The organism is Sphingomonas endolithica, from assembly GCF_025231525.1.
In the GTDB taxonomy this organism is placed as follows: Bacteria; Pseudomonadota; Alphaproteobacteria; order Sphingomonadales; family Sphingomonadaceae; genus Sphingomonas; species Sphingomonas endolithica.
This window is the reverse complement of the sequence record NZ_CP103057.1, coordinates 834420-847446: the sequence shown is the minus strand read 5'-3', so window position 1 is coordinate 847446 and position 13027 is coordinate 834420. Positions and strand designations below refer to the sequence as shown.

At 64.9% G+C, this 13027-nt stretch carries 15 protein-coding genes; 5 read left to right on the top strand and 10 right to left on the bottom strand.

Translation table 11 applies throughout. The features are described from left to right. The first annotated feature begins 25 nt into the window (after nucleotides 1-25). Both NV382_RS04075 and NV382_RS04070 read left to right on the top strand, forming a co-directional pair. A complete protein-coding gene (locus NV382_RS04075; protein ID WP_260599262.1) occupies nucleotides 26-931 on the top strand; it encodes a LysR substrate-binding domain-containing protein in 906 nt (301 codons plus the stop codon). Nucleotides 932-1224: 293 nt separating this feature from the next. Beyond that, a complete protein-coding gene (locus tag NV382_RS04070) occupies nucleotides 1225-1482 on the top strand; it encodes a hypothetical protein (protein ID WP_260599261.1) in 258 nt (85 codons plus the stop codon). A 76-nt stretch (nucleotides 1483-1558) separates the two neighbouring features. On the opposite strand, the gene NV382_RS04065 is transcribed toward NV382_RS04070, so the two are convergent. Beyond that, nucleotides 1559-2218, bottom strand: a complete 660-nt coding sequence (locus NV382_RS04065) for a TetR/AcrR family transcriptional regulator (protein WP_260599260.1) — start codon at nucleotides 2216-2218, stop codon at nucleotides 1559-1561. 73 nt (nucleotides 2219-2291) lie between these two features. Here NV382_RS04065 and NV382_RS04060 point away from each other — a divergent pair, with 73 nt between their 5' ends. Continuing rightward, nucleotides 2292-3023, top strand: a complete 732-nt coding sequence (locus NV382_RS04060; protein ID WP_260599259.1) for an SDR family oxidoreductase — start codon at nucleotides 2292-2294, stop codon at nucleotides 3021-3023. A gap of 83 nt (nucleotides 3024-3106) precedes the next feature. On the opposite strand, the gene NV382_RS04055 is transcribed toward NV382_RS04060, so the two are convergent. After that, the gene (locus NV382_RS04055) at nucleotides 3107-3976 is read right to left on the bottom strand and encodes an SDR family oxidoreductase (RefSeq protein ID WP_260599258.1); all 870 of its coding nucleotides are present in this window, start codon (nucleotides 3974-3976) and stop codon (nucleotides 3107-3109) included. Nucleotides 3977-4078: 102 nt separating this feature from the next. On the opposite strand from NV382_RS04055, the gene NV382_RS04050 reads away from it, so the two are divergent. Further along, on the top strand, nucleotides 4079-4963 hold the full coding sequence (locus tag NV382_RS04050; protein WP_260599257.1) for a LysR family transcriptional regulator: 885 nt from the start codon (nucleotides 4079-4081) through the stop codon (nucleotides 4961-4963). A 67-nt stretch (nucleotides 4964-5030) separates the two neighbouring features. Here NV382_RS04050 and NV382_RS04045 read toward each other — a convergent pair whose 3' ends face one another. Continuing rightward, nucleotides 5031-5978: a DMT family transporter gene (locus NV382_RS04045; RefSeq protein WP_260599256.1), complete on the bottom strand. Its 948-nt coding sequence runs from the start codon at nucleotides 5976-5978 to the stop codon at nucleotides 5031-5033. Nucleotides 5979-6157: 179 nt separating this feature from the next. After that, a complete protein-coding gene (locus NV382_RS04040) occupies nucleotides 6158-7051 on the bottom strand; it encodes a LysR family transcriptional regulator (protein WP_260599255.1) in 894 nt (297 codons plus the stop codon). 401 nt (nucleotides 7052-7452) lie between these two features. Here NV382_RS04040 and NV382_RS04035 point away from each other — a divergent pair, with 401 nt between their 5' ends. Next, nucleotides 7453-8154, top strand: coding sequence for an alpha/beta fold hydrolase (locus NV382_RS04035; protein WP_260599254.1), 702 nt, complete (start codon nucleotides 7453-7455; stop codon nucleotides 8152-8154). A 35-nt stretch (nucleotides 8155-8189) separates the two neighbouring features. On the opposite strand, the gene NV382_RS04030 is transcribed toward NV382_RS04035, so the two are convergent. The 6 genes from NV382_RS04030 to NV382_RS04005 form a co-directional block, all read right to left on the bottom strand. Then, entirely contained in the window at nucleotides 8190-9272 is a 1083-nt protein-coding gene (locus tag NV382_RS04030) for an FUSC family protein (RefSeq protein WP_260599253.1), read from the bottom strand. A 40-nt stretch (nucleotides 9273-9312) separates the two neighbouring features. Next, nucleotides 9313-9678, bottom strand: coding sequence for a hypothetical protein (locus NV382_RS04025; protein WP_260599252.1), 366 nt, complete (start codon nucleotides 9676-9678; stop codon nucleotides 9313-9315). Continuing rightward, entirely contained in the window at nucleotides 9675-10211 is a 537-nt protein-coding gene (locus tag NV382_RS04020; RefSeq protein ID WP_260599251.1) for a metallophosphoesterase, read from the bottom strand. Before NV382_RS04020 ends, NV382_RS04025 begins: the two co-directional genes overlap by 4 nt. Before the next feature lie 8 nt (nucleotides 10212-10219). Continuing rightward, the gene (locus tag NV382_RS04015) at nucleotides 10220-11050 is read right to left on the bottom strand and encodes an aldo/keto reductase (RefSeq protein ID WP_260599250.1); all 831 of its coding nucleotides are present in this window, start codon (nucleotides 11048-11050) and stop codon (nucleotides 10220-10222) included. A 125-nt stretch (nucleotides 11051-11175) separates the two neighbouring features. Next, entirely contained in the window at nucleotides 11176-12354 is a 1179-nt protein-coding gene (locus NV382_RS04010; RefSeq protein ID WP_260599249.1) for a vWA domain-containing protein, read from the bottom strand. 38 nt (nucleotides 12355-12392) lie between these two features. Then, nucleotides 12393-12908, bottom strand: a complete 516-nt coding sequence (locus tag NV382_RS04005; protein ID WP_260599248.1) for a CHAP domain-containing protein — start codon at nucleotides 12906-12908, stop codon at nucleotides 12393-12395. Between the last annotated feature and the right edge of the window lie 119 nt (nucleotides 12909-13027).

The following is a 13027-nucleotide window of genomic DNA, read 5'->3' as shown; positions in this document are numbered from 1 at the left end:
GGGCACGCCGCAGAGGATCTATGTCATGGACGCAAAGCCGAGTGGTGGAGCCGATCGCGCGCGGGCGCTTGCGCTGTTCGCGGCAGTGGTGGAGCAGGGCAGCTTCTCCGCCGCGGCGCGGATGCTCGAGATGAGCCCCTCGGCGGTGAGCCGTGCGTTAGACCGGATCGAGGGGCGGCTTGGCGTGCGCCTGTTGCTGCGCTCCACCCGCGCGCTGTCGCTCACCGCCGAGGGCCAGCTTTATCTGCAGGCCGCGCGCCGTATTCTCGCCGATCTGGACGACGCGGAACAGGAGATTGCCGATCGCGGCGTGCCGCGCGGGCGGCTGCGGGTCAGCGCCGCGCTGTCGCATGGCCGTCTCTGCATCGTCCCGCTATTGGGTGAGTTCGCTTCGCTTTATCCGCATATTCTGGTCGATTTCGCGCTGACCGACGCAGTGGTCGATATCGCGGGCGGGGAGGCGGATGTCGCCATCCGCTTCGGGCGGCTGGCCGATAGCGCACTTACGGCCCGCAAGCTGGGCGAAACCGGTCGGATCATCGTCGCATCGCCCGACTATCTCGCGGTCAACGGTATGCCGCAAACGCCAGAGGACCTGCACCGCTTCAACTGCCTCAACTTCAACTTTCGCCGGGTCGAGCCGGTGTGGCCGTTTCGCCGCGATGGACAGGACTTTGCATTGTCGGTGAAAGGCAACATCGAGGCGAATAACGGCGAGACGCTCGGTCAACTCGCCGCCGCTGGCGTGGGCGTCGCACGGGTGGGCAGGTTCAGCGTCGCGCCAGAGCTGGCGGACGGCCGGCTGGTTCCGATCCTGGAGGCGTTCAATCCCGGTGATGTCGAGCTGATCCACGCGGTGTTCGTCGCCGGCGCCAGCACGCCGACGCGGGTGCGGGTCTTCGTGGATTTCCTGGCGGCCCGTCTGCGCTGATGGCGCTTGCCCCGGGCCTTTTATGGGCCCCTCTCAGGTCGGCGTTTGTCGACAGACGCGGGCATTTGACCGAGACGAATGCTGGAGATGGGTGATAGTTGCGATTGGGTGTTTGGCGCTGCTCGTTCTGCCGCTGGTCGGTCTGACCTGCGGCGGGTTGATCGCCGGTCCGCACGGGGCAAGATGGGGTGGGGCAATCGGCCTCGCCATCGCTCTCGCCGTTTGCGGCTTTACCGTTTACGCCTTGCGCGCGATCGGCCGCGGTCGATGATCGACGCAATGGAGCAGCGCCAATGAACGACGACTATGCGCGCGGCCAGCGGGATGGACTACGGCTCGCGCTTGCCATCCTGGCGGCAGAGGAGGCGAAATGGTCGGCCTTGTTGGGCGAGAGCGCATCGTGGCGAACCAATGCCACGCGCGAGGTGCGCCACAAGGCGCTGCAGGTGGCGCAGAAGCGGCTGCAAACCGCGTTGAACCGCCTGACGCCCAAAGATTCGGGAGCGATGGATGCCGAACTCGCCTCCGCGCTCGATCTGGCGGGCCTTTAGGCCGGTTTCGATCGCGTAATCTGCTGTGTCCGGACGCAACACGGACCTTCGAAGCGCTTCCCAGTCCCTGTGCCGATCACACGAGCTCCGGGATGTCCGCCGCCGTCGGTGTCTTTGCACCTTCCAGATATGCGAGGCACATCTGCGTCAGTTGCTCGTGCACACCGCGGGCAAGTGGCAGGGCGAGCTCGCGTTCGAACACGCCTTTAACCGTTCCGAAGACGGCGGTGAGCAGCGTCAGGCTGGTCAGGCCGACATCGGCGAAGGTGGCACCGGGGGCGGTCGCCAGCATCGCCGCGGTCGCGGCATCGACGCGGCGAGTGAAAGGGCCGATCAGCGGCGCCATGTCGAGATCCGCCACCGAGCGATACAGCGCGCGGGTCACGTCGGGCCGCTCGAACTTGGCTTGCCAGTACGCCTCGATCAGCGTGTCGACCATTTCGGCCAGCGGCGCGCCGTGATGTCTCAGGCAGGTCTCTTCCACCCGCGACGCGACGGCCCCGAGATAGCGTTGGTTGACGGCGTAGAACAATGCCTGCTTGTTCGGGAAGTATTGGTAGAGCGTCCCGACCGAGACCCCGGCACGGTGTGCCACGCGCGTGGTGGTCAGTTCCTTCGATCCCTCAGCCACCAGAACCTGAATGGTGGCTTCGAAGATCGCCTCCAGCGTCGCGGCAGAGCGTGACTGGATGGGCGTTTTCCGGGGCGAAAGCGGGCGCGCGGCGAGACGTGGCATAAGCGAATATCCAAACTGAATCATTCTTCATATCCTTGCACAGGAAGCAGGCAAGCTTTTACGAAGGATGAGAATGACGGACACAAAGCGCATCGCGCTGGTAACGGGCGCTAACAAGGGCATCGGGTTGGAGATCGCTCGCCAACTCGGCGCGACTGGCGTGCACATTCTGGTCGGCGCCCGCGACTGGCAGCGTGGCGAGGCCGCTGCTGCCCAGCTGTGGGCGGAAGGGATGCAGGCCAGCTTCCTGCACATCGATCTGGGCGACGAGGCCAGTGTCGCGGCCGCCGCTGCGACGATCGCTGCGGATCATGGTCGGCTCGACATCCTGGTCAACAATGCCGGCATCAACGACTCCGGCGACGGCCGGCCGAGCGTTGCGACTGCGGATGCCTTGCGGCGGGTGATGGAGACGAACTTCATCGGCGCAGCGATCGTTGCCCGGCACATGCTGCCATTACTCAAGCAAGCGCCTGCGGCACGTATCGTCAACCTGTCCAGCGCGCTAGGCTCGCTGACGATGAACGGCGATACGTCCTCGCCTTATTACGCCGCACAGCTGCTCGGCTACAATGCGTCGAAGGCAGCGTTGAACATGCTCACCGTGCAGCTCGCGGAAGAACTGCGCGGCACGGCAATCGCGGTGAACTCGATCAGCCCGGGCTATTGCGCGACCGACCTTAACGGCCATTCCGGGCCGCTCAGCGCCGCCGAAGGAGCGCGGGTTCCGGTGGCTTACGCCCTGATGGGCGATGACGCGCCGTCGGGCGGATTCATAGAGGCGGACGGGCCGACCCCTTGGTAATGTCATGGCGGGACCGCCTGGCATGAGGCGGCCCCGCTATGGCCTGAGGCGTTCGCAGCTTCCGTCGCCCTGCAATGTGCAGGTCAGGCTGCGGCGGCGATCCTGCTCGCGAAATCGCGGTAGGAGTGTAGTGGGCGACCGAGGATCCCGGTCAGGCGTTCGACGTCGTCCTCGTCCGGGATCAATCCTTCGCTGACATAGCGTTCCGCCATCAGGCGCATCTCATAGGCCATCCATTGCGGCATGAAGGTCGCCATGTTCTGCTCGAAGCCGCTCGGATCGTCACCGCCATAGGCGATCGGGCGACCCAGCACGTCCGACCAGATCGCGGCTACATCGGCACCGGTCAGCGTATCGGGGCCGACCAGGTTGATCGTCTCGAGCGGCAGCTTATCAGGGGCCTGTTCGCGGCGGATCAGCTCGATCGCGGCGACTTCGGCGATGTCGCGCGCGTCGACCATAGCCAGCCCCTTGCTGCCGATCGGCATCGGATAGACGCCGTGCTGGAGGATGACGTCGGTGATCATCACGTCGTTGTCGATGAAATAGGACGGGCGCAGGATCGTCGCGCCGAACCCCATCTGCTCCAGCATGCGCTCGGCGCCGGATTTCACCGCGAAGTGCGGCACGTTCACCGATCGATCGGCGTGGAGCACCGAAAGGTAGACGACCCGCTCGACGCCTGATTCGCGTGCGATGTTCAGCGTGATGATCGCCTGGGTGAACTCGTCGCCCGTCACCGCATTGAGCAGGAACAATGTGCTGACGCCGGAGAAGGCCGCGCGCAGCGCGTCAATGTCGAGCAGATCGCCTTGGGCGACTTCGACGCCGGCCGGGAAGGCGGCCTTGGCGGGATCACGGGTGAGGACGCGCACGTCGGCGCCGCGCTGGACGAGTTGATCGACGACGTGGCGGCCGACGCGTCCGGTGGCGCCGATAACGAGGATGGTCATGGTGGAACTCCTTCTGTGCTTCAGTACAGTCAGGAAACTATGTGATCCACATCCGCGCCAATAGCCGCTATATCTGGACTCGCTGTCTCATGGATGGAACACATGGACCTTCTTGCCTTGACCGATTTCAATCTCGTCGCCCGCCACGGCGGCTTCGGCAAAGCGGCGCGCGCGTCGGGGCGGCCCAAGGCGACGCTGTCCCGGCGCGTTGCCGAATTGGAGGCGGCACTCGACCTGCGCCTGTTCGAGCGCGGCGCCCGCGTGCTGAAGCTGACCGAGGAGGGCAGGGCGCTCCACGAGCGAACCGGAGCGCTGCTCGCCGAGATCGGCGAGACTGCAGCGGCCATCTCCGCCGGCGGTGAAAGGCCGCGTGGGCGGTTCCGTGTCAGCGCACCCCTGCTCTTCTCGCAGACGGCGATGGGCAAACTCGCCGCCGAATACGCGCTCCGCCACCCCGACGTTCGCCTGGAGGTGACGACCGAAGACCGCGCGGTCGACATGGTCGAGGAAGGATATGACTTGGTCATCCGGGTCAATCCGGATCCCGACGAGAGCCTGATCGGCCGCCCGTTCCTCCATGATCGGCTGGTGGTCGTCGCGAATCCAGACCTGCCGAGATCCACCGAAGTGCCGATCCGCGCCGTCGTGCGCGCCAGCGATCGAGCGACGAGCTGGGCAGTGTCGACGGAGACCGGGCGGTCCGACATCGCCGTCGACCCCATCCTCCGCCTCTCGTCGCTCACCATGATCCGCGACGCGGTGCGGGCGGGCGTCGGTGCCGGACGGCTGCCGGTGTCACTGGTCAGCCATGATCTGGCCGCGGGCAGACTGGTGCATTGGGGCGACGTGGTGGGATCGGATATCGCCTTATGGGCGCTTTACCCCTCCCGGCGGCTCTTGAGCGCGCGCGTCTCGGCTTTTCTGGACCTGTTGAAGCACGCCTTTCCGCGGGCAGAGCCGGAGGAGCTGGCCGCCTACCTGGGCTGAAGGCGCGAACGGCGAATGTGACTTTCAGTTGCGACCCGGGCCGGCCACAAACGTCCTAACCGTGCCTTCAGGCCGGCCCTTCTTCGCCGGTCTGGTACGACCGCGGGCGGCTCTCGATCAGGCTGAAGAGGCCGACGCCGCCCAGTACGCAGATCGTGCCGATCGCCTCCGGCCAGCCGAACGGCTCGCCCAGCACGACGATGGCCACGCCGATCGTCACCACTGGGCTGATCGTCGAGACGATCGCGGTGCCCTGCGCGCCGATCCTTGCCGTCCCCGCCGACATCAGGAAGGCGGGAACGATCGTCGCGAACACCGCCAGTGCTGCGATCAACGCCCAGGCACCGGTCGGCGGCACCAGCGCTGCGACAGGGTGAGTCACGAAGAAGCCGAGCAAGGCCGTGATCCCCGCTGCGGTCATGGCGATCGCGGTGAACAAGGTGGCGCCGCAGCGCAGGATCAGTTCGCGCGCAAACAATTGGTAAAGGGCAAAGGTCACTGCGGCGACGGCGACGAACGCACCGCCGATCAGCGCCGCCGTGCCCAGCCGCGTTGGCTCTCCGGCGAACATCACGAACAGGCCGACATAGCTCAAGCCCGCGCCGAGCACTGCGTGAACGCGCAAGGGATGGCCCAGCAGCAATCGTCCGAACAGGATTACCAGGAAGGGGTAGGTGAACAAAATCAGCCGCTCGATCTGCGCATCCAGCGTTTGCAGTCCCTGGAAGTCCAGCCAAGACGATATGTAGTAGCCGACGATGCCCACGAGCATGGCGAGCCCGAAGGTGCGGGCGTCCGGCCGGGCATCCCGCTGCAGCCGCTGCCATCGTTGCGCACCCACCAGCGCAAACACCGGCACGGCCAACACCATGCGCATCGCCAGCAGGCTCGTCGTGTCGATGTCGTAACGGTAGATCAGCTTGATCAGCACGCCCTTGATCGCGAACAGCATTGCGCCTGCGGCCGACAAGGCGAAGCCGGCGATCCGCCACGATGGCGGGTGCGACCCATCCATCGTCAGGAGCCGGCGGGGGACAGGTCGAGATCAGCCAAGTGCACAGCAACGATCATAGGAGGTCCTTTGCGATGGCGCCTAGCCGATCGGCCGGCCTCGCACGAGTATCTGAAGGGCACTCGGCGGCTGAAGATCAAAAGAATATCCGAGGCCGCCGCCGTGCCATCGACGTAGCGCTCTCAAGTAAGTTGAGCACCGTGCGAGACTATGAGCTGGTCGTCCCAATAAGGTGGATCGCCGAAAGAGAGCTTCAGATGGTCGATCAGCGCCCGCAGTCGCTTCGGCGGACCATGTCCGTGATGATAGGCAATCGTGACGGGCGTGACATCGGGATCGACGCCGATATCAAGTATTTCGAGACTGCCGACTTTGATCGCCTGATAGCTGTGGAAGGTTGGCAGCCAGGCGATGCCGAGCCCCGCAATGGCAGCATCGCGCATGGCAAAACAGGAGGTCACGCGAAGTCTCGGCGAGACGCGGGCAACGACCCGTTCGAGGTCGCCCTTAAACGTCCAATCGTCAGGCCCGCGCTCCATATAACGGATCGCCCGATGCCGCTCCAGCGCCCCGACCGTCTCCGGCCGTCCGTAAAGGTCGAGGTAGGACGGTGCGGCAACGAGGGTACGGCGGCTGATCGTGAGCTGTTCCGTCTCGCGCTTGGGCAACGGCGTTGGGGCGATACGCACGATCGCGTCAAAGCTGCTGCTGAGGTCGCTGATTCGGTCGTCGAATTCGGCGGTGACGGTGACCTCCGGATAGCGGTTCATGAAGTCATACAGGATCGGGCCCAAGTGCAGGTCGCCAAAGGCCCTGGGAACGGCGATCCGCATCGGCCCCGACACGTCGCCGCGGCGCCGCGCCAGATCCTCCTTCGCATCGTTGGTTTCGGCGACGATCCGTCGCGCACGTTCGAGGAACGCCGCGCCGTCGTCCGTCAGGACGAGTTGGCGACTGTTGCGGCTCAGAAGCTTCGTGCCGCATGCATATTCCAGTTCGGTTAGCCGTTCGCTGACCGTCGATTTCGATAAGCGCAGCTGTCGGGCAGCCTCGTTGATCGATCCGCCATCCGCCACGGCGACGAAGGCCAGGATACCGTCGAGCTTCATCGTTCGCGACCCCCGAAAGATTGGTTCGGTTCTTACGACCTACCAGGACGTTTTCGTTCGAAGCATAATGCGGGACGAAAGGTGTTGCCAGAGCGCAGCATATCCTCAGGCTTCCGGTCTACTACATCATGGGGGCAAGAATGAAGGCATCTTTTCGTGCAGCGATGGTCCTGACGATGGCGCTGCTCGCTGCGCCCTCTGCATCGCTCGCGCAGGATTTCGCATTTCCGCCTTGCTTTCGGGCGCAGGAGGTCCCGACCAATGGAACGACCTTACATGTTAGGGTCGGCGGTACGGGGCCGGCGGTGCTGCTGCTTCATGGTTACGGCGAAACTGGGGACATGTGAGCGCCGCTCGCGCGCGACCTGATGCGCGACCATACAGTGATCGTTCCGGATCTGCGCGGCATGGGTCTCTCGGCCAAGCCGGCGGGAGGCTATGACAAGAAGACGCAGGGCTTCGACATGTCCGGGCTGCTCGATGCACTCGAAATCAAGAAAGTCGATCTCGTCACGCACGATATCGGCAATATGGTGAGGTATGCCTTTGCGGCGGAAGATTGCGACCGGGTAAGGCGGTTCGTCCTCATGGATGCGCCGATCCCCGGCATCGGCCCGTGGGAGGACATCCTGAAAAACCCGCTCCTATGGCATTTCCGGTTCGGGGGGCCGGACATGGAGCGGCTGGTTCAGGGACGAGAGCGCATTTACTTAGACCGCTTCTGGAATGAATTCTCGGCGACACCGGCCAAGTTCAGCGAGGCCTCTCGCCGCCATTATGCTCGGCTGTATGCCGCGCCCGGTGCCATGCATGCGGGCTTTGCGCAGTTCGCAGCGTTCGACCAGGACGTGCGCGACGACCAGGCCTTTCTGGCGCAGGGCAAGCTGACGATGCCGGTGCTTGCGATCGGCGGCGCGGCATCGTTCGGACCAACCATGGCCAAGGTGATGCGCTTTGCCGCCACCGATGTGCGCGAAGCGGTCGTCGCGGATTCGGGCCATTGGCTGATGGAGGAGCAGCCCGCGGCCACGGTGAAGCTGGTCCGCGATTTCCTGAGTGCCGAACGGTAAGCGCCCGCCTTGATGTGGCGGCTCCGCTTTATCGATCATCGCGACCTTGGATCATGTGTGGCGCCGTTCATTTCATCGATTCGATCGGCGACGTCGCTCAAGTCGCTGACGAGTTCGTCCAGTGCGAACGAGAGACCGAAGACGTGCCCAGCGACATCGAGGGTAAGCGCGTTTCCTTCCGCGCTGGTCCGAAAGGCGGCGAAGGCGCCGCCAAAAGTGGTGCGGGCCGGTATGATGCTGGTGCGTACGACCGGCTTCCCTGCACGCAGCGCAGCGGCGCACGCCACGACATCATCGCCGATCAGGCGCAGTAGGTCGGCACCAGCGGTACCGAGCATCGCACGCACGGCATCGGGGAATGGGGGGTCCAATGCGCGCGCGACCAGCACGAGATCCGATCGCAAGCGCCACAAGGTGCGCGGGATGGCCGGCGGGATGGCGTGGCGAGAGAGCCAGGTGGCATGTTCGCGATCAGCATCCTTCAAAGCTTGTTCGATCGAGGCGAGCGCGGGGCGCAGCGCCACCAGCGGCTCGGCAAAGGACACCGCTTCGCCGCTGGCGACCGCGTCTGCCATCTGCCGGATCATTCCGTGCATGCGATCTAGTGCCTCTGCCGCGCGCCGCGTCACCATGGCCTGCGACGATGCGGGCAGGATCAACGCCATCGCGGCAACGCCGATGCCGCCGCCGAGCGTGATCTCGACGATGCGATCCACGACAAAATCGGCGATCGGCGTTCCTCGCGGCATCGTCAACATCATGATCGAGGCCGTGACCGGCGCGATCTTCAGCTGTGGGCGCAAGGTGGCGAGATAGGTGCCGAGACCGGTTACTAGCACGAGCGCAGCGCCCGTTCCGACTGCGCCGTCACCGTGTAGCAGCGCTCCGACCGCGCCGAGCCCCGCACCGACCAGCGTTCCCAACATGCGGTCGAATGCCGCCCCAAGCGTGCCGCCGAGCGAACCCTGCATGACGATCAGCACGGTGAAGACCGCCCAATAACCCTGCGTCAGGCCCAGCATCTTGTACGCCGCAAAGGCGATCGCGCACGCCGCGGCAACGCGGAACATCTGCTTGAACGCCGGCACATCGTAGGCAGGGAAAGTGAGACGGCGCATCAAAGGGCGGTATCGGTTTTCATCGACCACGTCATGGTCATCACCCGGATTCATCGTCGATCGCTGGAGAAGCCTTGGAGATGCTCGCGCGCTGTTCGAACCATGCCGCGTAGAGCGTGTTGGCAACCATGCGCCGATTGAGGTCCGGCGCGCCGTCGTGCCACCATACCGGCCCGCGTTCGCCGAGCGCCACCTTCGCGCGATCGACCGCCGCGCGCGCCTCGGCCACAGCTGGCTGATCCTCCTGGCGCAATGCCACACCGACGGCGCGCCGCGCGTGCATGAGCTCGCCGACCAGCGCGGCCCGATGCTCTTCCGACAGCGCCGGGTTCGACCGCCGCCAGAGCCGCCCGCGGACGACGAAGTAGCGGCCGTCCGGCGTCACGGGATGGATGTCGGCTGTCATGACGCCGAGGCCGGGGGCAGGGTATCTGCTTCCACGTCGCCTCCCCCCGCTCGCCCGAGCAGGGCGTCGAGCGCCGTCGGGCGGTAGCTTCGCGGGTCGACGCCGACATCGAACTGCCGTGGCATCGGCTTGAGCTTACCATGGCTGTGGCCATGAAGGTTGATCGAGCGGCGATGCTGGCCGTTCCAGCTCCTGAACGGATAGTGGCACAGCACCAGCAGCATGCCGTCCTGAGTCAGCTCGACATAATCGTGCACGCTTGCCCAGCCGCCCGCCTCGCCAGTGGCCGGCGCGTCGTTATTGCCTCGGACGAGATGCTTGGTGCCGTTCAATTGCGCCAGCAGGCCCTGCACATCGGCCGACCGGCGGGCGACGTCGCCCAGATGCCAGACGATGTCGGTGGCACCCACTACCGCGTTCCAGCCGGCGATGATCGCCGCATCCATCTCGGCCACGCTGGCGAACGGCCGACGATGGATGTTGAGCGTGCGATGATCGCCGAAATGCGTGTCCGCGGTAAAGAACGTCGCCATGCGCGGGGTCAAAGCATCTCGAGCGGGCGGCGCACCTGCGGCCGGGCGAATGCGGCATCGAGCGTCGATAGATCGTCGCTCGACAGGACAAGGTCCCCCGCCGCCCGGTTCTCCTGTACATGCGCGAGCGTGCCCGCCTTGGGGATGGCGATCATCCCCGCGCGGTGCAGCACCCAGGCCAAGGCGACTTGCGCCGGGGTGGCGCCGATCGTCTTGGCGATCTCGGTCAGGGTGGGATCGGTGACGAGCCTGCCTTGTTCGACCGGACTATAGGCCATGGCCGGCATGGCGTGATCATCGAGCCACGCCAGCAGATCGAGTTCCGGCCCGCGCCGGCCGAGATTGTAGAGGATCTGGTTGGTCGCGCAGCCGGTGCCGCCGGCGGCGATCAACTCCTTCATGTCGCCCGTGTCGAAATTGCTGACGCCCCAGTGACGGATCTTGCCCGCCGCCTTCAGCGCTTCCATCGCCTGGACGGTTTCGCCGAGCGGCACCGATCCGCGCCAGTGCAGCAGATACAAATCGAGCCGGTCGGTGCCGAGCCGCTCGAGGGTCCCCTCGCACGCGCGCACCAGTCGTGCGCGCGATGCGTTTTGCGGATAGGCCTTGCTGATCAGGAATATCTGCTCGCGAACCGCCCCCAGCGCCTCGCCGATCAGGGTCTCGGCCGCGCCGTCGCCATACATTTCGGCGGTATCGATCAGCGTCATGCCCAATTCGACGCCAGCGCGCAGTGCGGCGATCTCGCCCGTCCGCTTGGCGGCGCGCTCGCCCATCATCCAGGTGCCTTGCCCGAGTGCTGGGATCTTCTCTCCATCGGGGAGCGTCACGGTCTTCATGGTCGGTCTCGCGTTAGAGCAGTACGCACCCTCAACGCAGGAAACCGCCTTCCGGTTTGCAGCGGACGTAATATCCTGCGCCGCGAACCAATCCAGTTCCCAGGCGAAGGCCAGGCAACAGCGCCCTACCGCTTGCGTGTCAGCTCCCGCATCGCCTCATCCAACCCGGCCAGCGTCAACGGATACATGCGATCCGTCATCAGCTCGCGGATGATGCGCACGCTCTGGGAATAGCCCCATTGCTCCTCGGGTACCGGGTTCAGCCATACCGCGGCCGGGTAGATCGTGGTCATGCGGTGCAACCACACCGCACCCGATTCCTCGTTGAAATGCTCGACCGAGCCGCCGGGATGCGTGATCTCGTAAGGGCTCATCGATGCATCGCCCACGATCACCAATTTATAATCGTGGCCGAACTTGTGCAGCACGTCCCACATCGGCGTACGCTCGGTGAAGCGGCGCCTGTTGTCCTTCCACACGCCTTCGTACGGGCAATTGTGAAAGTAGAAGAATTCGAGGTTCTTGAACTCGCTGGTCGCGGCGGAGAACAGTTCCTCGCACAGTTTGACCCACGGATCCATCGAGCCGCCGACATCGAGGAACAGCAGCAATTTGACCGCGTTGCGCCGTTCCGCGCGCATCACGACGTCGAGCCAGCCCTGCCGCGCGGTGCCGGCGATGGTCGCGTCGATGTCCAGCTCGTCCGCCGCCCCCTCACGCGCGAACTTGCGCAGCCGCCGCAGCGCGACCTTGATGTTGCGGGTGCCGAGTTCCTTGGTGCTGTCGAGATTCTTGAAGTCGCGCTGGTCCCATACCTTCAGCGCGCGCTTGTGCGTCGATTCACCGCCGATGCGCACGCCTTCGGGATTATAGCCGCTATTGCCGTACGGGCTGGTGCCGCCGGTACCGACCCATTTGTTGCCGCCCTGGTGACGTTCCTTCTGCTCCTCAATCCGCTTCTTCAGCGTCTCCATGATCTCGTCCCAGGATCCCAGCGACTCGATCTTTTGCATCTCCTCAGGGCTCAGATACTTGGCCGCGATCGCCTTCAGCCACTCCTCCGGTATCGCCGCATCCTGCGTGCCGAAGGTGGGGGCGATGCCCCTGAAAGCCTTGGCGAAGACCTGATCGAACTTGTCGAGCAATCCCTCGTCCTTCACGTACACCGCGCGCGACAGATAGTAGAAATCCTCCGGCGTACGATCGATCACCTCGGCGTCGAGCGCCTCCAGCAGCAGCAGATGTTCCTTCAGGCTGGCGGGAATGCCTGCCGCGCGGAGCTCGTCGAGGAAGTTGAGGAACATGGCGCCACCTTGGGCGAGCCGTGCGCCGGTGTCGAGCGTCAGTAGGCGTCGATCAGCGCACCGACATAGTCGGGATTGCGGCCGGTCAGCTCCGGTGCGGCGCGGGCGCGGGTGATCCGGCCGGGCGCATCGCGATCGGGAATGCCGTAGATGAAGCCGTTGACCGTATAGATGCTGCTGCCGAGACCGTCACGATCGCGGTACCACACCTTGACCTCGCTCCAGTCGTTGCGGGGTGACACGTCGGTCAACGTCACGTCCTGTTCGGTATGGCCGCGCTCGCCATTCTGGCGCGACCAATTGGCGTGGGTGATCATCAGCACGCGGCGCGTGACGACACGGCTGACCACCGCGACATGGCCGAGCCGCAGCTTCGACGATCTCGCAAAGGCGATCACCGCGCCGACGCGTGGCACCGTTCCGCGCTCGTATTTGCCGTCGGCCTGATCCCACCAGGTCCACGCGTCGCCATAGATCTGGATGCCGGACGCCGCACGCGCAAACGGCACACACTGACCGACATAATCGAGCAGCGACGCGGCGCGAGCCGGCATCGCTACCGTGACCGCACCAATCGCTGCGATGTATAAACACAAATTCCGCATCTGGGCTCCGTGTTACGGGTGCCCCCCGAAACTTGCGTAGCCAGATGTGGTTTAATGTTGCGTTACCA

Coding starts and splice junctions, on each gene's coding strand:
- NV382_RS04075 (WP_260599262.1), top strand. CDS start 26: ATGGACGCAAAGCCGAGTGGTGGAGCCGATCGCGCGCGGGCGCTTGCG.
- NV382_RS04070 (WP_260599261.1), top strand. CDS start 1,225: ATGAACGACGACTATGCGCGCGGCCAGCGGGATGGACTACGGCTCGCG.
- NV382_RS04065 (WP_260599260.1), bottom strand. CDS start 2,218: ATGCCACGTCTCGCCGCGCGCCCGCTTTCGCCCCGGAAAACGCCCATC.
- NV382_RS04060 (WP_260599259.1), top strand. CDS start 2,292: ATGACGGACACAAAGCGCATCGCGCTGGTAACGGGCGCTAACAAGGGC.
- NV382_RS04055 (WP_260599258.1), bottom strand. CDS start 3,976: ATGACCATCCTCGTTATCGGCGCCACCGGACGCGTCGGCCGCCACGTC.
- NV382_RS04050 (WP_260599257.1), top strand. CDS start 4,079: ATGGACCTTCTTGCCTTGACCGATTTCAATCTCGTCGCCCGCCACGGC.
- NV382_RS04045 (WP_260599256.1), bottom strand. CDS start 5,978: ATGGATGGGTCGCACCCGCCATCGTGGCGGATCGCCGGCTTCGCCTTG.
- NV382_RS04035 (WP_260599254.1), top strand. CDS start 7,453: ATGCGCGACCATACAGTGATCGTTCCGGATCTGCGCGGCATGGGTCTC.
- NV382_RS04030 (WP_260599253.1), bottom strand. CDS start 9,272: ATGCGCCGTCTCACTTTCCCTGCCTACGATGTGCCGGCGTTCAAGCAG.
- NV382_RS04025 (WP_260599252.1), bottom strand. CDS start 9,678: ATGACAGCCGACATCCATCCCGTGACGCCGGACGGCCGCTACTTCGTC.
- NV382_RS04020 (WP_260599251.1), bottom strand. CDS start 10,211: ATGGCGACGTTCTTTACCGCGGACACGCATTTCGGCGATCATCGCACG.
- NV382_RS04015 (WP_260599250.1), bottom strand. CDS start 11,050: ATGAAGACCGTGACGCTCCCCGATGGAGAGAAGATCCCAGCACTCGGG.
- NV382_RS04010 (WP_260599249.1), bottom strand. CDS start 12,354: ATGTTCCTCAACTTCCTCGACGAGCTCCGCGCGGCAGGCATTCCCGCC.
- NV382_RS04005 (WP_260599248.1), bottom strand. CDS start 12,908: ATGCCGGCTCGCGCCGCGTCGCTGCTCGATTATGTCGGTCAGTGTGTG.